22 protein-coding genes are annotated in these 20,240 nt (G+C 71.1%); 12 read left to right on the forward strand and 10 right to left on the reverse strand.

Going from position 1 to position 20,240, the window contains the following annotated elements:
• On the reverse strand, positions 1–108 hold a 108-nt coding region (locus ADL25_RS48395; RefSeq protein ID WP_319114327.1), incomplete at its 3' end, for a CoA-transferase.
• A gap of 211 nt (positions 109–319) precedes the next feature.
• On the opposite strand from ADL25_RS48395, the gene ADL25_RS29785 reads away from it, so the two are divergent.
• From ADL25_RS29785 to ADL25_RS29795, 3 genes are all read left to right on the forward strand, one after another.
• On the forward strand, positions 320–787 hold the full coding sequence (locus tag ADL25_RS29785) for a MarR family winged helix-turn-helix transcriptional regulator (protein ID WP_059130968.1): 468 nt from the start codon (positions 320–322) through the stop codon (positions 785–787).
• An 82-nt stretch (positions 788–869) separates the two neighbouring features.
• The gene (locus tag ADL25_RS29790; protein WP_059130969.1) at positions 870–1,628 is read left to right on the forward strand and encodes an IclR family transcriptional regulator; all 759 of its coding nucleotides are present in this window, start codon (positions 870–872) and stop codon (positions 1,626–1,628) included.
• 85 nt (positions 1,629–1,713) lie between these two features.
• Positions 1,714–2,076 carry a hypothetical protein gene (locus tag ADL25_RS29795; protein ID WP_147318054.1) on the forward strand — a complete coding sequence of 121 codons (363 nt, stop codon included), beginning with the start codon at positions 1,714–1,716 and terminating at the stop codon, positions 2,074–2,076.
• Between the two features lie 23 nt (positions 2,077–2,099).
• Here ADL25_RS29795 and ADL25_RS29800 read toward each other — a convergent pair whose 3' ends face one another.
• Both ADL25_RS29800 and ADL25_RS29805 read right to left on the reverse strand, forming a co-directional pair.
• Entirely contained in the window at positions 2,100–3,101 is a 1,002-nt protein-coding gene (locus ADL25_RS29800) for a DUF3048 domain-containing protein (RefSeq protein ID WP_059130971.1), read from the reverse strand.
• 155 nt (positions 3,102–3,256) lie between these two features.
• Positions 3,257–4,327, reverse strand: coding sequence for an ATP-dependent DNA ligase (locus ADL25_RS29805; protein ID WP_059130972.1), 1,071 nt, complete (start codon positions 4,325–4,327; stop codon positions 3,257–3,259).
• A gap of 75 nt (positions 4,328–4,402) precedes the next feature.
• On the opposite strand from ADL25_RS29805, the gene ligD reads away from it, so the two are divergent.
• The 4 genes from ligD to ADL25_RS29825 all read left to right on the forward strand — a co-directional run bounded on the left by ligD (position 4,403) and on the right by ADL25_RS29825 (position 8,644).
• Positions 4,403–5,542, forward strand: coding sequence for a non-homologous end-joining DNA ligase (gene ligD / locus ADL25_RS29810; RefSeq protein WP_079050653.1), 1,140 nt, complete (start codon positions 4,403–4,405; stop codon positions 5,540–5,542).
• A 169-nt stretch (positions 5,543–5,711) separates the two neighbouring features.
• Positions 5,712–6,653, forward strand: a complete 942-nt coding sequence (locus ADL25_RS29815; protein ID WP_059130973.1) for a multicopper oxidase domain-containing protein — start codon at positions 5,712–5,714, stop codon at positions 6,651–6,653.
• Positions 6,654–6,836: 183 nt separating this feature from the next.
• Positions 6,837–7,451, forward strand: a complete 615-nt coding sequence (locus tag ADL25_RS29820; RefSeq protein ID WP_059130974.1) for a dihydrofolate reductase family protein — start codon at positions 6,837–6,839, stop codon at positions 7,449–7,451.
• A 149-nt stretch (positions 7,452–7,600) separates the two neighbouring features.
• On the forward strand, positions 7,601–8,644 hold the full coding sequence (locus ADL25_RS29825; RefSeq protein ID WP_059130975.1) for a LacI family DNA-binding transcriptional regulator: 1,044 nt from the start codon (positions 7,601–7,603) through the stop codon (positions 8,642–8,644).
• 16 nt (positions 8,645–8,660) lie between these two features.
• Here ADL25_RS29825 and ADL25_RS29830 read toward each other — a convergent pair whose 3' ends face one another.
• Positions 8,661–9,872 carry a glycoside hydrolase family 64 protein gene (locus ADL25_RS29830; protein ID WP_059130976.1) on the reverse strand — a complete coding sequence of 404 codons (1,212 nt, stop codon included), beginning with the start codon at positions 9,870–9,872 and terminating at the stop codon, positions 8,661–8,663.
• Positions 9,873–10,126: 254 nt separating this feature from the next.
• A complete protein-coding gene (locus tag ADL25_RS29835; RefSeq protein WP_059130977.1) occupies positions 10,127–10,927 on the reverse strand; it encodes a VOC family protein in 801 nt (266 codons plus the stop codon).
• A gap of 254 nt (positions 10,928–11,181) precedes the next feature.
• On the opposite strand from ADL25_RS29835, the gene ADL25_RS29840 reads away from it, so the two are divergent.
• Both ADL25_RS29840 and ADL25_RS52280 read left to right on the forward strand, forming a co-directional pair.
• Positions 11,182–11,433, forward strand: coding sequence for a WhiB family transcriptional regulator (locus ADL25_RS29840; RefSeq protein ID WP_059130978.1), 252 nt, complete (start codon positions 11,182–11,184; stop codon positions 11,431–11,433).
• A 270-nt stretch (positions 11,434–11,703) separates the two neighbouring features.
• Positions 11,704–11,835, forward strand: coding sequence for a hypothetical protein (locus tag ADL25_RS52280; RefSeq protein ID WP_374202911.1), 132 nt, complete (start codon positions 11,704–11,706; stop codon positions 11,833–11,835).
• Positions 11,836–11,989: 154 nt separating this feature from the next.
• Here ADL25_RS52280 and ADL25_RS29850 read toward each other — a convergent pair whose 3' ends face one another.
• From ADL25_RS29850 to ADL25_RS29865, 4 genes are all read right to left on the reverse strand, one after another.
• Positions 11,990–12,457, reverse strand: a complete 468-nt coding sequence (locus ADL25_RS29850) for a hypothetical protein (RefSeq protein ID WP_059130980.1) — start codon at positions 12,455–12,457, stop codon at positions 11,990–11,992.
• A gap of 242 nt (positions 12,458–12,699) precedes the next feature.
• Complete coding sequence (locus ADL25_RS29855) at positions 12,700–13,674, reverse strand: acyl-ACP desaturase (protein ID WP_059130981.1); 975 nt, start codon at positions 13,672–13,674, stop codon at positions 12,700–12,702.
• Positions 13,675–13,897: 223 nt separating this feature from the next.
• Positions 13,898–14,674, reverse strand: a complete 777-nt coding sequence (gene ddaH, locus ADL25_RS29860) for a dimethylargininase (protein WP_059131021.1) — start codon at positions 14,672–14,674, stop codon at positions 13,898–13,900.
• Positions 14,675–14,787: 113 nt separating this feature from the next.
• Positions 14,788–16,425 carry an ABC-F family ATP-binding cassette domain-containing protein gene (locus ADL25_RS29865; RefSeq protein WP_059130982.1) on the reverse strand — a complete coding sequence of 546 codons (1,638 nt, stop codon included), beginning with the start codon at positions 16,423–16,425 and terminating at the stop codon, positions 14,788–14,790.
• Between the two features lie 349 nt (positions 16,426–16,774).
• Here ADL25_RS29865 and ADL25_RS29870 point away from each other — a divergent pair, with 349 nt between their 5' ends.
• On the forward strand, positions 16,775–17,428 hold the full coding sequence (locus ADL25_RS29870) for a GOLPH3/VPS74 family protein (protein ID WP_059130983.1): 654 nt from the start codon (positions 16,775–16,777) through the stop codon (positions 17,426–17,428).
• A gap of 73 nt (positions 17,429–17,501) precedes the next feature.
• Complete coding sequence (locus tag ADL25_RS29875; RefSeq protein WP_059130984.1) at positions 17,502–18,335, forward strand: isocitrate lyase/PEP mutase family protein; 834 nt, start codon at positions 17,502–17,504, stop codon at positions 18,333–18,335.
• A gap of 87 nt (positions 18,336–18,422) precedes the next feature.
• Here the strand turns inward: ADL25_RS29875 and ADL25_RS29880 are convergent, their stop codons facing one another.
• A complete protein-coding gene (locus ADL25_RS29880; protein ID WP_059130985.1) occupies positions 18,423–18,836 on the reverse strand; it encodes an SsgA family sporulation/cell division regulator in 414 nt (137 codons plus the stop codon).
• Between the two features lie 301 nt (positions 18,837–19,137).
• Between ADL25_RS29880 and ADL25_RS29885 the strand changes: the two genes are divergently transcribed.
• Positions 19,138–20,187, forward strand: a complete 1,050-nt coding sequence (locus ADL25_RS29885; RefSeq protein ID WP_059131022.1) for a WD40/YVTN/BNR-like repeat-containing protein — start codon at positions 19,138–19,140, stop codon at positions 20,185–20,187.
• Positions 20,188–20,240 lie beyond the last annotated feature (53 nt).

Raw genomic sequence — 20,240 nt, forward strand, 5'->3', positions numbered from 1 at the left:
GATCAGCACGTTCGGAACACCGCTCAACCCGAACCCGCCGACCGCCAGCGACGCACCGTCCGGCACATCGGCCACCGCCTCCAAGGCCGTGGCGACCACCTTGTCCATCCGCGAAGCCTCATCTCTTCCTGGCGTTCCGACCCGCAATTAATCAGCACACGGAGCATTTCTGCGAGATGGCTCTCACGCTGCCACCGTCGGCAGAGAGGCGTCAAGGCCCTTGATGAGACACAAGGTACTGCGCCACCCCGAGATGGGACCACCGTCGAATCACCGGCTATCGTTCAGTGCACGAATCAAAACGACCAGGGGAGCGCACATGGCCGCGGTGGATCTCTCCACCCATCCGGGGCACCTGGCCCGGCGGTTGCAGCAGGCGCACTACCTGCTGTGGAACACGATGGTCTCCGAGGAGATCACCTCGCCGCAGTTCGCGGTCCTCAACGCGCTCGTCGCCGAGCCCGGCCTCGATCAGCGCACCGTGGGGGAGCGCGTGGGTCTGGACCGGTCGACCGTCGCCGAGGTGATCAGCCGGCTGAGCCGCCGGGACCTCCTGGACAAGGTCCGCGACCCGCAGGACGGCCGTCGTTTCCTGTTGCGGCTCACGGACGAGGGGGTGCGGACGCACCGCCGGCTGATCGTGCGCACGGCACGGATGAACCAGGTCTTCCTCGCCCCTCTCTCCGCCGACGAGCAGTCCGTGTTCTTCGATCTCATCCGGCGCGTCTCGGAGGCCGCCGAGGGGCTGCGCAACCCTGCGACACCCCTCACGGCGGCGGAAGCCTGACGAAGTCCGCCGGGCAGTACCGTGCAGGTGCAAGGGGGTCCAGCCGGGCCGTGGCGCGGTTCCCGGATCGAGAGGATCAGCGATGGCGGTCGAGTCGGAACGCGTCGGGATGAGAAGCGTGCAGCGGGCGATCGACATCCTCCAGCTCTTCGACGAAGGCCGTCCCGCCCTGTCGATCCGTGAGATCGCCACCGAGTCGGGGCTGCCCAAGACCACCGTGCTCCGCCTGCTGGGGACGCTTCGGCTCAACGGGCTGCTCTGGCTCGACGAACACGGCCGCCATCTGGCGGGCCCCGCTCTGCTGCGCTGGTCGCGGCTGGCCGAGCAGGCCTGGCGGCTCCCGCCCGCGGCCGGGGTGATCCTGCGGGAGCTGGCCGCCGAGCACGGCGAGACGGTGCACCTGCACGTGCGCCGCGACATCCGCCGCATCTGCATCGCCCAGGAGGAGGGGCCGCAGTCGCTGCGCCAGGTCGTCCGGATCGGGGACGAACTTCCGCTGTGGGCGGGCGGCGTCTCCAGGGCGCTGCTGCTGGACGCCCCGGAGGCCCTGCTGTGCCGTGTCGCCGGGACCTCACCGTACGGGGCGGCCCATCTGGAGACGCTGCGCGCCCGGATCGAGGAGGCACGGGCCCTCGGCTACGCCACGAGCCACGGCGAGTACGAAGAGGGCCTCTCAGCGGTGGCCGTGCCGGTGCGCGGCCGCGACGGGGCGCCGGACGCGGCTCTTTCCTTCGGGGGCCCCAGCACCCGTTTCACCGACGAGCGTGTACGGCGCTTCGCGGACGGACTCCGGGTGGCGGCGCGTGAGCTGTCACTGGTGGGGCTGCCGTTCGAGGAGTGAGCCCGCGGAGGTGGTCCGTTCAGCGGACCGGGAGCGCCGCAGTCCGGAACGTCGGATTAGACTGCACCTGTCCGCAGCGCCCTGTATGCGTACCCGTAAGGAAGGCGGCACCACCGTGGACCGCACCGTCGTCACCCCAGCCTCGCGCACCTCCGCCGACTGGTGGGTCACCGCCGACCAGGCGCGGCACGTGGCGCAGAGCGGACTCGCGGGGGCCGCGACGGCACCGGAACTGCTCCGCACGCTCACCGAACTGGACCGGGCCCGCCGGGCGGCGGTGGTCGCCGTCGGTGCCGCCGTGGAGGCGCTGCTCGAAGGAGGCGTCGCCTGGGAGGCGATCGCGGCGGCCCTGGGATTCGAGTCCGTCGAGGAGGGCCGCCGGGCGCTGGCCCCCGCACGCGAGGACGCGGCCGCCGCGATCGAGCGACGGCTCGGCCGCCGGGCGTAGGGCGCCGGCCTCGTGCGGCCGGGTCAGGCCGTCGCGAGCACGACCCACACCTGCCCCTTCGCGAAGTTCAAGGGCGCGCCGTCGGCCGTCGTGAACCGGGTGCCCCCCGTCGCGGACGACCGCTGCCAGCGGGCGTCGAATGCCTTTCCGTCGCGCAGCACTTGGGCCCTGCCGGAACCGACGCTCTCCGAGTAGGGCGAGTTGTTGCCGAGGACGTCGTGGAAGCGTGAGGCGCGCACCCGTACGTACTGCACCACCACGGTGGCCGGGGCCACCCGCGTGCCGTCCGCCGTCACGGTCGCCGTGCCGTCCATCGACACGAGCCAGCGGTGCCGTTGTGCGGACCAGTTGAACGTGAAGCGGGCCGAGGGGAAGCGGACCGTGCGTGTGTTCTCGGGAGTACCGCCGGACGGCGCGGAACCGAACCGGAACCCGGTCGTCAGAGCCGCGGTTCCGGGCGCGGACCGGAGCAGCCGCCGCGGCCGCAGAAAGAGGTTGTGCGGCGCGACCTTGCCGTCGCCGCGGAAGTAGGCGCCCGAGTTCTTCTCGGGCGGCACCGGGGTGAGCGGCGCCTTGTTGATGAGGGGTAGCAGTTTGTGCTGGGCGCCGGAGAACGCGAGCGTCGGATCGTGGAACTGGCGCAGCAGTTCCAGATCCGACTCGCGGGCACTGCGCACCGGTCCCACCACGGGCGGCAGCTTGGTCGCGAACACCGCCATCAGCCGGCTCAGACCGCCCTCGACCTGCTCCGCGTAGACGATGTCGGCCTGGTCCAGGCCCGTCTGGGGGCGGGCCGCCGACACGTTGTCGATCTTCACGGCGAGCAGCGGGCCGGCAGGTGCGGCGGACGTGGCCGAGGCGGCGGGGGCCTTGGTGCTGTTCTGCGGGGGCTGCCCCGACCGCCCGCCCCGGGCGTCGGACCTGTCGGCCTGCGATGTGCAGCCCGCCAGCAGGGAGCCCGTCAGGGCGACGGTCAGAAGCACCGCCGTCGCCGCAGCCCGCCGCATTCGCGCAATCTGTCCCATGCCCACCGTTCCATCACGCCTGTGCCATCGATTGTGCACTTATAAGTTCATCGATGCCCATACCCGTTCTCTTCCGTTCGCGTGCCTTGTGGGGACGATCGTTTTGAGAAGGGGCAAGGATGGGGGGGCGTTGGCAGGCTCGGCGTCGGTGCGGGTCAGTCCGTGGTGCCGAGGATCTCCGCGAGGTCGTAGCGCACCGGTTCCTCCAACTGCGCGTATGTGCAGCTCTCGGGGGTGCGGTCCGGGCGCCAGCGACGAAAGCGCGCGGTGTGCCGGAAGCGCGCTCCGTTCTCCATGTGGTCGTAGGCCACCTCGGCCACCCGTTCGGGGCGCAGCGGCACCCAGGACAGGTCCTTCTTGCCCGACCAGCGGCTCGGCGCGCCGGGCAGCCTCGCCGTCTCGTGCGCCACCTCGTCCGACCACGCGGCCCATGGATGCCCCGCGACCTCGTCCATCCGCAACGGCTCCAGCTCCTGCACCAGCTCGGCGCGCCGCTTCATCGTGAACGCGGCGGCCACCCCCACGTGCTGGAGGGCGCCCCGGTCGTCGTACAGCCCGAGCAGCAGCGAGCCCACGACCGGACCGCTCTTGTGGAAGCGGTACCCGGCCACCACGACGTCCGCGGTGCGCTCGTGCTTGACCTTGAACATCACACGTTCGTCCGGCCGGTAGGGAAGCGTGAGGGGCTTGGCGATCACTCCGTCCAGGCCCGCGCCCTCGTACTGCCGGAACCACTGCTCCGCCACGGCCCGGTCCGTCGTCGCCGGCGCGAGGTGCACGGGCGGCGTCAGCCCGGACATCGCCCTCTCCAGCAGGGCGCGCCGGTCGCTCAGCGGAACCTCGAGCAGGGAGGAGTCGTCCAGCGCCAGCAGATCGAACGCCACGAACGAGGCCGGGGTCTTCTGCGCGAGCATCCGCACCCGGGAGTCGGCCGGATGGATCCGCTCCGTCAGCGCGTCGAAGTCGAGATGCCCCTCCCGGGCGATCACGATCTCGCCGTCCAGTACGCACCGCTCGGGCAGCCGCTCCCGCAGTGCCTCGACCAGTTCGGGAAAGTACCTGGTCAGAGGCTTTCCCGTGCGGCTGCCCAGTTCGACCTCGGCGCCGTCGCGGAAGACGATCGCCCGGAACCCGTCCCACTTGGCCTCGTACTGCATGCCCGGCGGAATCACGGCCACGGCCTTGGCGAGCATCGGCTTCACGGGCGGCATCACCGGCAGATCCATGTCTTCGATTCTCCTGCCATGTGATGCGGTTCGCCCGGTGTGCGGGGGCCGGTCCCCGGGCCTACCGTGGCACGCATGGGCAATGCGGTGGAGTTGGAGGTGGCAGGCAGGACGGTACGGCTGTCCAGCCCGGACAAGGTCTTCTTCCCGGAACGCGGCTTCACCAAGCTCGACCTCGCGCAGTACTACATGGCCGTGGGTCCGGGGATCCTGCGGGCCCTGCGCAACCGGCCCACCACACTCGAGCGCTACCCGGACGGCGTGTCGGGCGAGTCCTTCTTCCAGAAGAGGGCGCCCAAGAACATGCCCGACTGGATCCCCACCGCCCACATCACCTTTCCCAGCGGCCGCTCGGCCGACGAGATGTGCCCCACCGAGGCGGCCGCCGTCGTCTGGGCCGCGCAGTACGGGACGCTGACCTTCCACCCGTGGCCGGTGCGCCGCGACGACGTCGACCACCCCGACGAACTGCGCATCGACCTCGACCCGCAGCCCGGCACCGACTTCACGGACGCGGTGCGGGCCGCCCACGAACTGCGTGCCGTCCTGGACGAGTTCGGCGGGCTGCGAGGCTGGCCCAAGACCTCCGGCGGCCGGGGACTGCATGTGTTCGTACCCATCGAACCGCGCTGGACCTTCACCCAGGTGCGCCGCGCAGCCATCGCCGTCGGGCGCGAGCTCGAACGGCGGATGCCGGAGCGTGTGACCATCGCCTGGTGGAAGGAGGAGCGGGGCGAGAGGATCTTCGTCGACTACAACCAGACCGCCCGCGACCGCACCGTCGCCTCGGCCTACTCGGTGCGACCGAGCCCCGGCGCCCCGGTGTCCGCGCCGCTGCGCTGGGAGGAGGTCGACGACGTGGCGCCCCGCGACTTCGACCTGGAGACCATGCCCCGGCGGTTCGCCGAACTCGGCGACGTCCACGCCGACATGGACGACCACGCCTACTCCCTCGAGGCGCTCCTGGAACTCGCCCGCCGTGACGAGCACGACCACGGCCTGGGCGACCTGCCCTATCCGCCCGAGTATCCGAAGATGCCGGGTGAGCCCAAACGGGTGCAGCCGAGCCGCGCGCGGCGGGAGGGAAAGCCGGTGAGCACCGAGGGTCGGGGCGGACCGGGGAAGAAGCCCGGGAAGTCCGACGCGCCGGCCGGCCCAGGCGGGTCCGACGGACCGGGGGACGCGGCGCCTCCCGAGGGCTCCGCCTCCCCCTGAGCGGCGGACTGCTCCGCAACGGGACTCGCCACGACTCGGCCAGAGGTATGACCGAAATACTACGAATTTGGCCAGTCGTGAGCATAAAATCACGCTGTGCCGCTACTGTCGCTTTTTCTATCCGGCGGCCCGTCTCCGTGAATTCCCGTACAGGATGGGGGAACCCGCCATGGACAGACGCAGCTTCCACCGGAGCATGCTGCTGGGCGGTACAGCCGTCGCGACATCGATGACACTGGGCCCGGAGTCCGTCGGTGTCGACAAGCGCGTGCGAACAGCGCCCGCAGGCGGCCAGGTCAGACGCATCACGATGTACGCCGAGAAGCTGAGAGACGGGCGGATGGGCTACGGCTTCGCCCGGGGCAAGGCGACCGTCCCCGGCCCGTTGATCGAGATCAACGAAGGCGACACGCTGCACATCGAGTTCGTGAACACCATGGACGTCGCGGCCAGTCTCCATGTGCACGGACTCGACTACGCGATCAACGACGACGGCACGAAGACGTCCCGGAGCAGTGTGGCGCCTGGTGGCAGACGCGTCTACACCTGGCGCACGCACACCCCCGGACGCCGCGAGGACGGGACCTGGCGTGAGGGCAGCGCGGGCTACTGGCACTACCACGACCATGTCGTGGGCACGGAACACGGCACGGGCGGCATCCACAAGGGCTTGTACGGGCCGGTGATCGTGCGCCGCGCGGGCGATCTGCTCCCCGACAGGACCTTCACGATCGTCTTCAACGAGACGATGATCAACCAGCAGAAGCACGAAGGCCCCGAACTGCCGGCGATCGTCGGGGAGCGGGTCGAGTTCGTGATGATCACGCACGGCGACCTGTACCACACGTTCCATCTGCACGGTCATCGCTGGGCCCACAACCGTACGGGGCTGCTCACCGGGCCCGACGACCCGAGCCAGATCATCGACAACAGGATCGTGGGTCCCGGGGACTCCTTCGGCTTCCAGGTGCTCGCGGGCGAGCACGTCGGACCCGGAGCCTGGATGTACCACTGCCATGTGCAACACCACGCCGACCACGGGATGGTGGGCCTCTTCATCGTGAAGAGGGCGGACGGGACGATTCCCACGTACGTGGCGCACGAGCACTAGCGTCTGTCGTTCGCGCTCGAGAAGGCCCGTTGTGTCGGCGAATCCTCACCGGTCCCGAGTCCGGGCATCCTCAGGTCCGTCCAGCCCGATCGTGTGACGCCGCCGAGCCGTGCCGGACGCGATGAGTTTCGAGGAGAAGCCGGGTCTACGAGGCGAGGGAGAAGCCCGACGAGAGGATCGACCATGGACGCCTCGAGGACCCCGCGGCGCACCGGCCCTGCGGTGCGCCGCTCGCCTGCGGACACGGAACGGCAGACCGCCGGAGCGAAGGTGCTGTGGCATTTCACCATGTCGCTGGACGGGTTCGTGGCGGGGCCGAATCACTCGATGGACTGGATGACGGGCTTCTCGGTCCGGCCCGGTCTCGTCGAGGAGTACACCGGGACGACCGGTGCCGTCCTCGGCGGCCGGAACGGTTGGGACGCCCGCCCCGACGCCGCCGCCGTCTACGGTGGCGCGTGGAAGGGGCCGCTCTTCGTCCTGACGCACCATCCCGAGGACGCGCGGCCCGTCGACGGTGTGACGTTCCTGAACTGCGATGTGGCGGAGGCGGTCCGGATCGGGCTGGAGGCCGCCGGCGGGAAGAACCTCGAGGTCTTCTCGCCCACGATCGGCCGTCAGCTTCTCGAGCGCGGACTGATCGACGAGGTCGACCTGCACATCGTGCCGGTACTGCTCGGCGAGGGGATCCGGCTGTTCGACAACCCCGGCGGCGTCCCGGTCCGGCTCGAACTGCTCAACGGCGAGGACCGCTCCGCGGCCGTGAACCTGCGCTACCACCCGGTGGCGATCGGCTGAAGTCGCCTGCTCCGCGGGCGCTGCCGCACCCGTCACCCATCGGCGTGCGACGGCGGAGGCGTGATCGGGCGCCCGCGCCGGAAAGCGCTCTCAGCGCCATGGGCCTTGCGGGCTATCCTGATCGGCAGCCGCCGAGGAGGAGTCCCGCAGTGACCGAGACCGCGCCCCGCCCCACGCTCGAGGCCGTGGCCGCGCGTGCCGGTGTCTCGCGGGCCACCGTGTCCCGGGTCGTGAACGGTGGTGAGGGGGTGCGCGAGCCGCTCGTCGAGCGGGTCCGCCGCGCCGTCGAGGAACTCGGTTATGTGCCGAACCAGGCGGCCCGCAGCCTGGTGACCAAACGGCACGACGCGGTCGCCGTGGTGATCGCCGAACCGGAGACCCGGGTCTTCGCCGACCCGTTCTTCGCCCTGCAACTGCGCGGGATCAGCAAGGAACTGACCGCGCACGACTCCCAGTTGGTGCTGCTGCTCACGGAGGGCCGCGCCGACCACGCAAGGGTCGGCCGCTATCTCGCGGGCGGTCATGTCGACGGCGCCCTCGTCTTCTCACTGCACCTGGACGACCCCCTGCCGGAGCTGGTGCAGCGCGCCGGGGTGCCGACGGTGTTCGGCGGGCGGCCCGACTGGGGCGAGGGCAACCGCAGTGTGTACGTGGACAGCGACAACCGGGGCGGGGCCCGCGAGGCCGTGCGGCATCTCGTGGGACTCGGCCGCCGCCGCGTCGCGCACATCACGGGCGCTCTGGACCAGACCTCCGCGGTGGACCGGCTCGACGGCTTCCGGGACGTCGTGGTCGACGCCGATCCGCGTCTGATCGCCGAAGGGGACTTCACCCCGGCCGGCGGCGAACGCGCCATGCGGCTGCTGCTGGAGCGCTGCCCGGATCTCGACGCCGTCTTCGCCGCCAACGACCTGGCCGCCTCCGGCGCCCTGCGCGTACTGCGTGCGCAGGGACGCCGGGTGCCCGAGGACGTCGCCGTCGTCGGCTTCGACGACATGCTTCCGGTCGCCGAGCAGACAGACCCGCCCCTGACGACGATCCGTCAGGACATCGAGGAAATGGGCCGGTTGATGGCCGGACTGCTGTTGCGCGCCCTCGACCGACGCGGTACGCCCCTGGACGACGGGCCGGGTGCGGACGGTGGGTCCGGCGTCGTGCTGCCGACGACGCTGGTGCGGCGGGCGTCCGCCTGAACCACCGGTCGGTGCGTCATGAGCCGACGGTCACCGTGAAGCGCCGCGGGTTCCCGTCGTTCGCGGTGCCCGACACGTCCGGCTGACCGTCAGGGCGGACGTCGTCGTAGGGGAACGCATAACCGATCGGTGAGTTGGCGTGCACCACCCGCGCCCACTGGTTGGTCACCGAGCCCTGGTAGTAGTCGGCGCTGCCGGCACCGTTCGGCTGGTCGGGGTGGGTGAGCATCAGTGAGCGGTTGAAACCGGCGGCGAGTCGGGCGAGGAGGCCCTTCTTGTCGTCGGGGTCACCCGGGTTGTTGGCGAACGGGCCGTGGTTGCAGGTGAAGACGTCCTTCGAGGTGGGCTTGGCGAAGGAGTGCCCCCCGGTGAAGGTGAGCGTGTCACCGCTGACCCGGCCGGTGAACACACCGCGTCCGCCCTGCAGATCGATCCTGAGGTCGGCCGCACGGTACTTCTGCCAGACCTCGTCGATGTAGGAGCTCCACAGGTCGCGGAACGGCATCCTGTCGGGCTGGTCGAAGTAGGGCGCCATGAGGTTCTGCGGAGAGATGACGCGCAGGACCTCTCCGCCCGTGCCGCGGACCACGAGCCGGTCCCACGGCTGCCCGTCCCGCGCGGCCTGCGCCGTGAGGTCGGCGGCGATCCTGCCCACCGCGCCGTCGGGCAGGGGAGCGACGGTGTGCGTGGCGTCGCCTTCCAGGGTGAGCCCGATCGGGAGCGCGGTCACCAGGTCGACATAGCTGATGTTCGCGTACAGCTGGGCGGAGTTGAAGGTGAACTCACAGAACGACCAGGTCTTGCCGTAGTTGGCGTCGGCGGGTGTCGCGAAGGCCGGCTCGACCAGGGCGGGGCCCGGGTTGAGGAAGAAGGCGAGGGTGTCGTCGCGCACGAAGTAGATCCGGGCGCCGTACATCTGAGGAAGAGTCAGCACCGTGGCCGGGGAACCCGCCGGTCCGAGCGGGATGGAGCAGTCGACGGGCAGCGGGGTCTGCGGGGCGGGCGGGGAGGTCGGCCGGTAGACGCTGCCGTCGGCCCGCAGCAGCATCCAGGCGCCGGTCGACTGCTCGTGCCCGGTGACGTACGCCCGGACCGTGCCCGGTAACGAGGCGTTGTGCAGGGCGAGTTGGCAGGTCGCGGGAGCCGCTTGGGCGATGCCGGAGGCGAGTGCGCCGATCCCCGTCGAGGCGGCGGCGGCTCCGGTCAGAAACACACGACGCGATATCACGAGGCGTCTCCTGGGGGTGTGGGGGGAGCGCAGGGGCGGCCGTGGGGGGCGTGTCCCTGCGGAGCTCCACTGTTCCCAGGGGCGGTTGAGGCGTCAAGAGTTATGACTGAGAGCGCTCTCGAAAATTGTCCGCCTTCAAGAACCGACGGTGCTCGCCGATGGGCGCGGGCGGCAGGACGGCGTCGAATGCCGAACGGGCAGAGATGCGCGAGGCGGGGGTTCCCGGCCTGCGCACCTGGACGACCGGGACTTCGTCAGCCCTGGCCGGGCTCCTGCGGTGCGCTCGTGATGACCGCGAACCGAGCTCCGTACGGATCGGAGAGTCGCGCGATGCGGCCCACTCCCTGCACATCCGTCGGGGGCATCAGGACGGTGCCGCCGCGCTCCTGAGTCGCGCGTGCGACGGCGTCGGTGTCGGTGGCCTCGAAGTACGGCAGCAGGTATGCGCCCGACTCCGGATCCACGGGATCGTCGGCCTGCGGTACGAGTCCGCCGAACCCGGTCTCCGGGCTGCCGCCGTCCGGGTTGATGCAGGTGTACGTACCGCCGGGGAAGGGCACGCCCTCGGTCTCCCAGCCCAGCACCTTCCGGTAGAACGCGGCGGCGCGGGCGATGTCCGGTGTGAACAGCTCGATCCAGCACAGTGAGCCCGGCTCCCCGGCCACGTCGACCCCCTGGGTCCGCCCCGGCTGCCAGATGCCGAAGGGCACACCGGCGGTGTCGGCGAGGATGGCCATGCGGCCCTCGCCCAACACGTCCATGGGCCGGAGCAGCACGCTGCCGCCCGCCTGCTCGGCGGCCTTGGCGGTGGCCTCGGCGTCGGTGCTCCGGAAGTAGACGGTCCAGGACGGCGCGCCCTGTTCGGAGGTGGTCTGCATACCGCCGGCGACGGTCCTTCCGTCGAGCTGGAAGAAGCCGTAGCCCCCGGAGCCGGGTCCCGCCGACCGGAACTGCCAGCCGAAGAGATCACGGTAGAAGGAGATGGCCCCGTCGATGTCGGAGGTGCCGACATCCAGCCAGTTCGGGGCGCCGTTGACAAAACGGGTCGTGAGCATGACTGCATCCTTCGAGGTTCCCGTTGCCTGCACTGCCGAGTCTTGCACTGCGCACCGGCGTGCGCTGCCGGGACGGCGCGAAAGTCCACGTACGCGGGGGCCGACGCACGCCGCCGGTGTCCGGCGAAGTTTCTCCGCGCGCCGCCGTGCGCGGGCCGGCCGGCACGGGACATCATCGGGTGCTGCGGGAACCCCGGACGGGCCGTTGATCACGCGTTGATCGAACGTTTGTCGCCGAGCGACACGATTTCGCCATGCACATCGAAGCGATCACCGCGTCCGACATCGCCTGGCAGGAGCAGGCGCTGTGCGCGCAGACGGGGGCAGACTTCTTCTTCCCCGAGCCCGGCAGCTCGGTGCGGGAGGCGAAGCGCATCTGCGCGCTGTGCGACAGCCGCTCCGCGTGCCTGGAGTACGCGCTCGCCAACGACGAACGGTTCGGGGTCTGGGGCGGGCTGTCCGAGAAGGAGCGGCTGCGTCTGCGGCGGTCGGAGGAGAACGGATGAGATCCACCGGTCCGGCGATGGGTACGGGGGTGCCGTCGAGGGTCGGTGAGCGCGGCGGCGAGGCCCGCGCGGGCCTCGCCGCCGGACCCGGCGGGCGTCCCTGAAGACCGCCGGGTACGAAGCCGGGTCGTGGCCCGCGCCGTCCGTCCGGATGCGCAGCGGGGCGCCCGGGACGATCCTGGAGGTATGTCCGGAAGGGCCCCTGTCATCGTTCATCCGCCGTCCGGCACCGGTGGCCGTCGGGTGACCACGCGCGGGGAGAGCCTGGGGATGGCCTTCTCCGACGAGGACCTGATCGAGTTCCTCGGCCGCGCCGGGCTGCCCGATGCCGAGGACGTGCTCGACGATCCGTCGTGGGTCAAGTGGCGCGGCGCGGACGCACACCACTACGAGGCGGCGTAGCGGCCGACCGCAATGAGGCGGCCGCAGGAGACGCGCATCGTCGGGGCGCGCCGTGGTGACGGCGTGCGCCGGCCGACCCGCGTGCGCAGGAGCGTGCCCGGGGGTGCGCCGCCCCCGCGTCGGCGCGGATCGGGCCGACCGGGGACCTTTGCGCTCAGTCCGTGCTGACGGGGGCCAGTACGGCGAGCGTCTCATTGGCCTGGCGCAGCGCGAGCTCCAGGGTGAGAGGCGGATGCAGGGTGCCGCTTCCGTCGGGCGGCACGATCCACTCCACCGAGCCCGCCGACCGGTACGGCGGGGGCGTCGCGACCCATGAACCCTTGCTCGCGTGGCGGACGTCGGCCCCGGTCCAGTGGCCGGCGGGGTCCGGCGGCACGAAGAAGCCCACCCGGTGCGCCGCCGAGTCCACCAGGGTCGGTCCGGGGGTCTGCAACGGGGCGTACCACAGGATGTCCAGCGCGAGCAGACCCAGTTGCCGGGGGACGCTCACCACGTCCCAGTGGCGCCCGGCCTCCAGGAGCACGGTGCCCTCACCGCGTTCCCACTCCCGCTTGCACGCCTGCGGGTCCGGCGCGGCGGCGGCCAGCCACTCCACGCCCTGCATCCACATCGCATTCCTCATGACCCGCTCCAGGGGCGCCACCCGGCGACCAGGCGTCCGACAGGGACAGCGCCGGTCGCGGGTCCGGGAGGGGACGCGCAACCGGCATATTCATGCTGATAGATAATTCCACCCCGAGGAAAGGGTGGCGCGGCCTGGCGATTAGTGCTGAAACGTTCTGCCTCTGCATTGACGTTCCTGCCGTCGGCCACCAACCGTGCCGGGGCCGACGGCACTTGCGCGGCGCTGCGCCGCGCACGGGGTCACGCCCGGCCCCGCCCCGCCATCCGTGCCTTGCGGGCCGCGAGCTTCTCGTCGAACTTCGCCGCCTCGGCGTCCAGTCCGCCCATGAACATGCCCAGTTCCTCCTGGGCGCGGCACCCCTCGGGGCCGAGGCCGTCGATCTCCATGACCTTCAGGAAGCGCAGTACGGGCTGGAGCACGTCGTCGTGGTGGATGCGCAGGTTGTAGACCTCGCCGATCGCCATCTGCGCCGCGGCGCGCTCGAAGCCGGGAATGCCGTGGCCCGGCATCCGGAAGTTCACGACGACGTCCCGGACCGCCTCCATGGTCATGTCGGGGGCGATCTCGAACGCGGCCTTGAGGAGATTCCGGTAGAAGACCATGTGGAGGTTCTCGTCGGTCGCGATACGGGCCAGCATCCGGTCGCAGACCGGGTCGCCGGACTGGTGGCCGGTGTTGCGGTGCGAGATGCGGGTCGCCAGCTCCTGGAACGCGACATACGCGACGGAGTGCAGCATCGAGTGACGGTTGTCCGACTCGAAGCCCTCGCTCATGTGCGACATGCGGAACTGTTCCAGCTTGTCGGGGTCGACCGCGCGGGACGCGAGCAGGTAGTCGCGCATGACGATGCCGTGCCGCCCTTCCTCGGCGGTCCAGCGGTGCACCCAGGTGCCCCAGGCGCCGTCGCGGCCGAAGAGCGTGGCGATCTCGTGGTGGTAGCTGGGGAGGTTGTCCTCCGTCAGAAGGTTCACCACCAGGGCGATCCGGCCGATTTCGGTCACCTTGGACTGGTCCTTCTCCCAGGCCGCGCCGTCCTCGAAGAAGCCGGGGAAGTTGCGGCCGTCGGTCCAGGGCACGTACTCGTGCGGCATCCAGTCCTTGGCCGCCTTCAGATGGCGGTTCAGTTCCCTTTCGACCACTTCCTCCAGTGCGTACAGCAGCCGGGCGTCGGTCCAGACGGAGGCGCTGTCGAGGCGGGAAGAAGTGATCGTCATAGGAACTCCAGGGGGACACTGAGGTAAACCGGCGTACCGGAACCTACGGGATCGTAGGCTACGAAGCCGTAGGTTACGAACCCGTAGGTTAAGCGCGCTGTAAGGCCAGTTGCTCCACCGGTGCCCGTGCGGGTCTCCGCCACCGGTTCCGGCCCCGTTTTCGGGCATGGCGAACTCCCGTGCGGCGTAGGCCCCACGGGTGTGACGGACGCGGAGACAGCGGTCAGACGTACAGCTCCCGCATGCGCACCGAGAGGCATGTCACGCAGCCCTCGAGCTTCTCGAACTCGCTGATGTCCACGACCACCGGCTCGTGGCCGAGGTCGGCGAGCAGTTCCGCCGTCTTGGGGGCGCTGGCCGCCATCAGCAGTCTGCCCCCGCCGAGGACCACGACGTGCGAACCGGACTCCTCCGGGACCGGCAGGAAACGCGGGAAGAGCGCGGGTTTGTCCACCAGCGGCACATGACCGATGACGGTGCCGTCGGGCAGCGCGGTGACCGCCGACTTCAGATGCAGCACCCGGGTGACCGGTACCGAGACGACCCGGGCGCCCAGTGGTTCGAACACGGCGCGCACCTGCTGGACGGCGGCCGCGTTGGTGCGTTCGCTGCGGCCGACGTAGAGGGTGTCGTCGACCTTCAGCACGTCACCGCCGTCGAGAGTGCCCGGCTCCCAGATCCAGTTCACCGAGCAGCCGAGGCGGGCCACCGCCTCCTCGACCCCGTCGGTCTCGTCGCGTCGTGACTCAGCCCCGGGCCGGGCGATCAGGGCGACGTTCCTGTACATCACGACCGTGTCCTCGACGAACACCGAGTCGGGGCAGTCGTCGGCGGGATCCACCTCGATCGTCTCCCAGCCGTGCGTACGCAGCGCCTCGCCGTACGCCTCCCACTGCTCGAGCGCGAGATCGGGATCGACCTTCTCCCGCTCGATGTGGGTCACCAGTCCATCGGCGAGGCGTGGGCTGGGTCGGCGGATGAGGGCCTTCTTGCTGGGCACGTGGGACTCCGTCTCGGCTGAAAGTTTGCCCGCCATCATGCAGGCCGGGAACCCGGGGACAAAGCCCCGGGTTCCGGCTGTCGCCTGCCCGATACACGGGCCGCCAATCGTGTTCACGGGCGACGGTCGGGATCTCCGAGTGCCTCGGGAGAGGTCTCCTTGAGCTCTCCGTCGAGCAGCACCATACGGGTGATCCCGATCGACTCCAGGAACGGGATGTCGTGGCCGGCCACGATCAGCGCTCCCTCGTAGGACTCCAGGGCCGTGGTGAGCTGCCGCACGCTCGCCATGTCGAGGTTGTTCGTCGGTTCGTCGAGGATCAGCAGTTGCGGCGCGGGCTCGGCGAGCATCAGTGCGGCCAGGGCGGCGCGGAAGCGCTCGCCGCCCGAGAGCGTCCCGGCCGGCTGGTCGGCCCGCGCGCCACGGAACAGGAAGCGGGCCAGCCGGGCCCGGATCCGGTTGTTGGTGGCCCCCGGGGCGAACCGCGCCACGTTCTGCGCCACCGTCAGCGTGTCGTCGAGGACGTCCAGCCGTTGCGGCAGCAGACGCATCGGGACGTGCGCGGTGGCCTCGCCCGCAAGCGGTGCCAGCTCGCCCGCGATCGTGCGCAGCAGGGTGGTCTTGCCCGCCCCGTTGCGCCCCACCAGACCGATCCGCTCGGGACCTCGCAGCTCGAAGGTGCCCTCCACGCGCGCTCCGTAGGTCAGCTCCAGATCCCTGAGCGTCAGCACGGACCGCCCCAAGGGCACCGCCGTGTACGGCAGATCGATCCGGATCTCGTCGTCGTCCCGTACCGCCTCGACGGCTTCGTCGAGGCGTTCCCTGGCGTCGGCGAGCCTCTCCTCGTGCATGATGCGGTGCTTGCCGGCGGATTCCTGCGCCGCCCGCTTGCGCGCCCCCATGACGATCTTCGGTTCACGCTTCTGGTCCCACATCTTCTGGCCGTACTTCTTGCGGCGGGCCAGCTTGACCTGGGCGTCGACCAGTTCGCGCTTCTGCTTGCGGAAGTCGGCCTCGGCCGCGCGCACCGTGCGCTCCGCCGCCTCCTGCTCCACGGCCAGCGCCTGTTCGTACGCCGAGAAGTTGCCGCCGAACCAGGTGACCTCCCCGGAGCGCAGATCCGCGATCTGGTCGACCCGGTCCAGAAGCTCCCGGTCGTGACTGACCACGACCATGACCCCCGACCACGCCTCGACCGCCGCGTACAGACGCCGGCGCGCGTACAGATCGAGGTTGTTGGTGGGCTCGTCCAGCAGCAGCACGTCGGGCCGTCGCAGCAGCAGAGCGGCCAGCCGCAACAGGACGGACTCGCCCCCGGAGACCTCGCCGATGGTGCGGTCGAGACCGATGTGGCCGAGGCCGAGTTCGCCGAGCGTCGCCTCGGCGCGCTCCTCCACGTCCCAGTCGTCGCCGATGGCGGTGAAGTGCTCCTCGGACACGTCGCCCGCCTCGACGGCGTGCAGTGCCCGGCGTGTCGCGGCGATGCCGAGCGCCTCGTCGACCCTCAGGGAGGTGTCGAGGGTGACGTTCTGCGGGAGAAGGCCGACGTCGCCGGTGACGCGCACCGCTCCGGCGGACGGCACGAGTTCGCCGGCGATCAGTTTCAGCAGGGTGGACTTGCCCGATCCGTTGACGCCGACGAGTCCCGTCCTGCCGCCGTTGAACGCGATCTGGAGGTCGTCGAAGACGGACGTCCCGTCGGGCCAGGAGAAGGACAGGGACGTGCAGGTGAGTGAGGGGGTCTGTGACATACGGGCCTCGCGGTTGCTGGGAGTGGACAAAGGCAACGCGTGTGAGACACCGCAAAGGGGCGACGGTCCGGGAACGGGAAACGGCCCCGAACCGGAGGACGGACGGCTCGAACGCCGAGGTCGCACACGACGCACACAGGCGCGGACAGCGCTGTGTGACGCGGTGTCTCATGACCTCAGACGAGCAACGTCCTTCTCCTATCGACGGCAACAGGACCGCTGAACACCGTAGGAACGGGTACGAGGAGTGTCAACGGATTAAAACCCGCATCACGACCCCTGTCCGGCCCCGCGGCCACTGTGTGCGCGGACCGGACGGCTCCCCCCGAACCGTGCGCCAGGAGGCCTCGTGTCCCACGGCTCCACCTCGCTGCCCGCCCAGCTGTATCTGCTGGCCTGGGACATCTCCGGGCCCTGCCTCACCGGTGCGGCCGGTATCGGAAACCTCGTCCGGGCAGGTGCCCTCACCGAACTGGCGCAGCGGGGTCTGCTGGTCGACGTGGAGGGCGTCGCCACCCCCGCCGACCTCGACGCCGAGACGGGCGACCCCGTCCTCGACGGGCTCCTCGAACTCGTCGAGGAGTCGATGCCCCGTCTCTGGAGCACCTGGGTGACCCTGCACACCGGGATCACCCTGGACGCCGTGCGCGCGGGGCTCGTCACGCAAGGCCTGCTGCGCGCCGGGAAGAAGAGGGCGCTCGGGCTGCTGCCGCCCGCGGACCACGAACTGCGGGACGTGCGGGCCGTGGAAGCACTGCAGCAGGAGGCGCGCCGGGTGCTCGCGGGCGGGGCACCCGTCACGGAGGTCTCCGACCGTGACGCCGCCCTCGTGCCGCTGGCCGCCGCGGCCGGACTGCGCACGGTGGCGACCGAGGCGGAGCGGGAACGCCACCGGGAGCGCATCGAGGCGCTGGCGGACCGCGCCGGTGCCGCCTCGCCCGCGTTGCACAGGGTCGTCCACGAGGTGCGTTCGGCCCTGGTCGCGGCGGGTGCGGCGGGCTGATCCCCCTCGCGGCGGCACGTACCTGTCGGAAACCTGCCGGACTCCGACCGGTGGTCCTGGTTGGCTCGTCCCCATGACCTCCGAGACTCTTCCCGGCGGGCAGGCTCTCGCCTTCCGTGCCCTCCATGTGCCCGGCCGTCCGCTCGTCCTGCCCAACGCCTGGGACACGGCCAGCGCGCGGCTCGTCGAGGAGGCCGGCGCGGCGGCCGTCGCCACCACCAGTGCCGGTGTCGCCTGGGAGCTCGGCGCCGCCGACGGCGACCGGCTGACCCGGGCCGACGCCCTCGCCGCGGTCGCCCGCATCGCGGACACGGTGGCCGTGCCCGTCACCGCGGACATCGAGACCGGGTACGCGAACGACCCCGCGGGCGTCGGGGACACGATCAGGGAGGTGCTCGCGGCGGGCGCCGTCGGTGTGAACATCGAGGACGGCCTGTACGGCCCGGGCGCGCCGCTGCGCCCGGTGGACGAGCAGGTCGAACGCATCGCCGCGGCGCGTGCGGCCGCCGACGCGGCGGGGGTACCGCTGTTCGTCAACGCCCGCGTCGACACGTATCTGCGCGGTGCCGGGGGACTGGGCGACACCCTCGAGCGAGCGGCCGCCTTCCTCGCGGCCGGGGCGGACGGCGTCTTCGTGCCGGGGACCGTCGACCCGGTGACCGTGAAGGCGCTCGCCGAGGGCATCGAGGGTCCGCTGAACGTGCTGGTCGGCGCCAGCACGCCCCCCGTCGCCGAACTGGCGGCCCTCGGCGTCGCCCGGATCAGCGCCGGATCGGCCCTCGCCGAGGCGGTCCACGGTCTGGTCCTGCGCGCCGCACGGGAGCTGCTCGGCGCGGGGACGTACGGGGCCCTCGCGGGCGGAGCCGACTACACGAGCCTCAACGGGCTGCTGGGCGGCGGTCGTTAGCCCTCCAGGACGCTGTCCGGCCGTGCGCGCCCTGCCCCAAGGGGGGTGCGGCCGCCCGACGGCCGGACCCTCCGGAGGCGGCCCCGATCAGGCGTCCCGCATCAGCTCCGCCAGGTCGTGGTCCAGGTCCATCTGCAGATGCTCCAGGCCCGTCGGCACCAGTTCCGCGGTCCGCTGCAGGAATTGCCGGACGTCGGCCGAGTGGATGTGCACCACGGCGGTGCCCTCCGGGGCGTGGAACTCCACCACGGTGCGGTCGTAGCCGTACGGCCGCACCCGGACGTCTCCGTGGCCCTCGGATCCCTCCAGACCCGCGCGCAGTAGTTCACGTGCGAAGGTCCAGCAGACCTCCACACCCTCAAGGGTGGCCGGGGCGGGGAAGGTCATGCGGACGGCGAAGGGGTCGCGCCGGTCGTAGTGGAGCGTGGCAGGAATGCTCTGCATGCGCGGCGCAGCGGCGACGAGCCGGGCCTCCACTGGCTGCTCGATCAGGGTGGACAACGCCTTGCTCCCTTGTGACGGCTGAACGGACTTCGGGCGGATGTGACACGGCACTTGAAGAGACGATGGAAGCGGCGATTCCGTGCACATGAACGGCGAGTGACCTCTGTCACCGAGTCCATGCCAGTGAGGTGATCCACAGGAGCTCGACGGCTTCGGCCCGTGGTTCGCGGGTCACTCAGGAGGACTCCGTGCGCATCGGTGCGGTTCCCGGGTACGGCCATCTGGACGGGGCCGTGGCGGTGGGCTAGCTTCGCGCGCCATGACGGGCATGGGGAACACGAAGCGTTCGGGCCGGATGATGGCCGTGGGAGTGTGTGCCGCCGCGCTGGCCGCGCTGTCGGTCGCACCGGCGCAGGCGCACGGGGCGTCGCGGCCGGCGCCGCACTGGGAGCTCAAGGACAGCGGCACCGCGGCGCGTTTTCGCGGGCTGGCCGCGGTCGATCGGGACACCGCGTGGCTGGCCGGGTCCGGAGGCACCGTGCTGCGCACCGCCGACGGCGGCGCGCACTGGCGGAACGTCTCCCCGCCGGGCGCCGGGGACCTGGAGTTCCGCGACGTCCAGGCGTTCGACGCGCGGCGCGCGGTGGTCCTCGCCATCGGCGAGGGCGAGGCCTCCCGGGTCCTGCGCACCGAGGACGGGGGCGCGACCTGGACCGAGACCTTCCGCAACACCGACACCAAGGCCTTCTACGACTGCCTCGCCTTCTTCGACCGGCGTCACGGCCTGGCCATGAGCGATCCCGTCGACGGAAGGTTCCGCATCCTGTCCACCAGCGACGGCGGCCGTTCCTGGAAGGTCCTGCCGAGCGCCGGGATGCCCGATGCCCAGGAGGGGGAGGCCGGGTTCGCGGCCGGCGGCCAGTGCCTGGTCACCTCGGGGCCGCGCGACGTGTGGATCGCCACGGGCGGCGGTGCACATGCGCGCGTACTGCACTCCGCCGACCGCGGGCTGACCTGGAAGGCCGCCGGCACACCCGTCCCTGCGGGCGATCCCGCCCGCGGCGTGTTCGCACTCGCCTTCCGCGACCGCACCCACGGCATCGCGGTCGGCGGAGACTACCGCGCGGACCAGGCCTCGCCGATGGCGGCGGCGGTGAGCGGGGACGGCGGCCGCACCTGGACGCCGGCGGCCCAGCCGCCGCCCGCCTACCGTTCCGGCGTCACCTGGCTCCCGCACAGCCGCACCACGGCGCTCGCCGTGGGCCCGACCGGTACCGATCTCACCACGGACGGCGGGCGCACCTGGCGAACCGTCGACCCGGGCTCCTTCGACACCGTCGACTGCGCCGCCGATCTGGGCTGCTGGGCCTCCGGCGAGCAGGGTCGGGTGGCCCGGCTGGAGCCCTGACGCCGGCCTCGGCGGAACTCTGGGCGACGCGTGACGGCGGAGCGGGGGGATGC

The organism is Streptomyces sp. NRRL F-5122 (assembly GCF_001507435.1).
GTDB lineage: Bacteria > Actinomycetota > Actinomycetes > Streptomycetales > Streptomycetaceae > Streptomyces > Streptomyces lannensis.

Excerpts from the sequence above, each read along its gene's own strand:
- ADL25_RS29785 (WP_059130968.1), top strand. The coding sequence starts at position 320 with ATGGCCGCGGTGGATCTCTCCACCCATCCGGGGCACCTGGCCCGGCGG.
- ADL25_RS29790 (WP_059130969.1), top strand. The coding sequence starts at position 870 with ATGGCGGTCGAGTCGGAACGCGTCGGGATGAGAAGCGTGCAGCGGGCG.
- ADL25_RS29795 (WP_147318054.1), top strand. The coding sequence starts at position 1,714 with ATGCGTACCCGTAAGGAAGGCGGCACCACCGTGGACCGCACCGTCGTC.
- ADL25_RS29800 (WP_059130971.1), bottom strand. The coding sequence starts at position 3,101 with ATGGGACAGATTGCGCGAATGCGGCGGGCTGCGGCGACGGCGGTGCTT.
- ADL25_RS29805 (WP_059130972.1), bottom strand. The coding sequence starts at position 4,327 with ATGGATCTGCCGGTGATGCCGCCCGTGAAGCCGATGCTCGCCAAGGCC.
- ligD (WP_079050653.1), top strand. The coding sequence starts at position 4,403 with ATGGGCAATGCGGTGGAGTTGGAGGTGGCAGGCAGGACGGTACGGCTG.
- ADL25_RS29815 (WP_059130973.1), top strand. The coding sequence starts at position 5,712 with ATGGACAGACGCAGCTTCCACCGGAGCATGCTGCTGGGCGGTACAGCC.
- ADL25_RS29820 (WP_059130974.1), top strand. The coding sequence starts at position 6,837 with ATGGACGCCTCGAGGACCCCGCGGCGCACCGGCCCTGCGGTGCGCCGC.
- ADL25_RS29835 (WP_059130977.1), bottom strand. The coding sequence starts at position 10,927 with ATGCTCACGACCCGTTTTGTCAACGGCGCCCCGAACTGGCTGGATGTC.
- ADL25_RS29840 (WP_059130978.1), top strand. The coding sequence starts at position 11,182 with ATGCACATCGAAGCGATCACCGCGTCCGACATCGCCTGGCAGGAGCAG.
- ADL25_RS52280 (WP_374202911.1), top strand. The coding sequence starts at position 11,704 with ATGGCCTTCTCCGACGAGGACCTGATCGAGTTCCTCGGCCGCGCCGGG.
- ADL25_RS29850 (WP_059130980.1), bottom strand. The coding sequence starts at position 12,457 with ATGAGGAATGCGATGTGGATGCAGGGCGTGGAGTGGCTGGCCGCCGCC.
- ADL25_RS29855 (WP_059130981.1), bottom strand. The coding sequence starts at position 13,674 with ATGACGATCACTTCTTCCCGCCTCGACAGCGCCTCCGTCTGGACCGAC.
- ADL25_RS29865 (WP_059130982.1), bottom strand. The coding sequence starts at position 16,425 with ATGTCACAGACCCCCTCACTCACCTGCACGTCCCTGTCCTTCTCCTGG.
- ADL25_RS29875 (WP_059130984.1), top strand. The coding sequence starts at position 17,502 with ATGACCTCCGAGACTCTTCCCGGCGGGCAGGCTCTCGCCTTCCGTGCC.
- ADL25_RS29885 (WP_059131022.1), top strand. The coding sequence starts at position 19,138 with ATGGCCGTGGGAGTGTGTGCCGCCGCGCTGGCCGCGCTGTCGGTCGCA.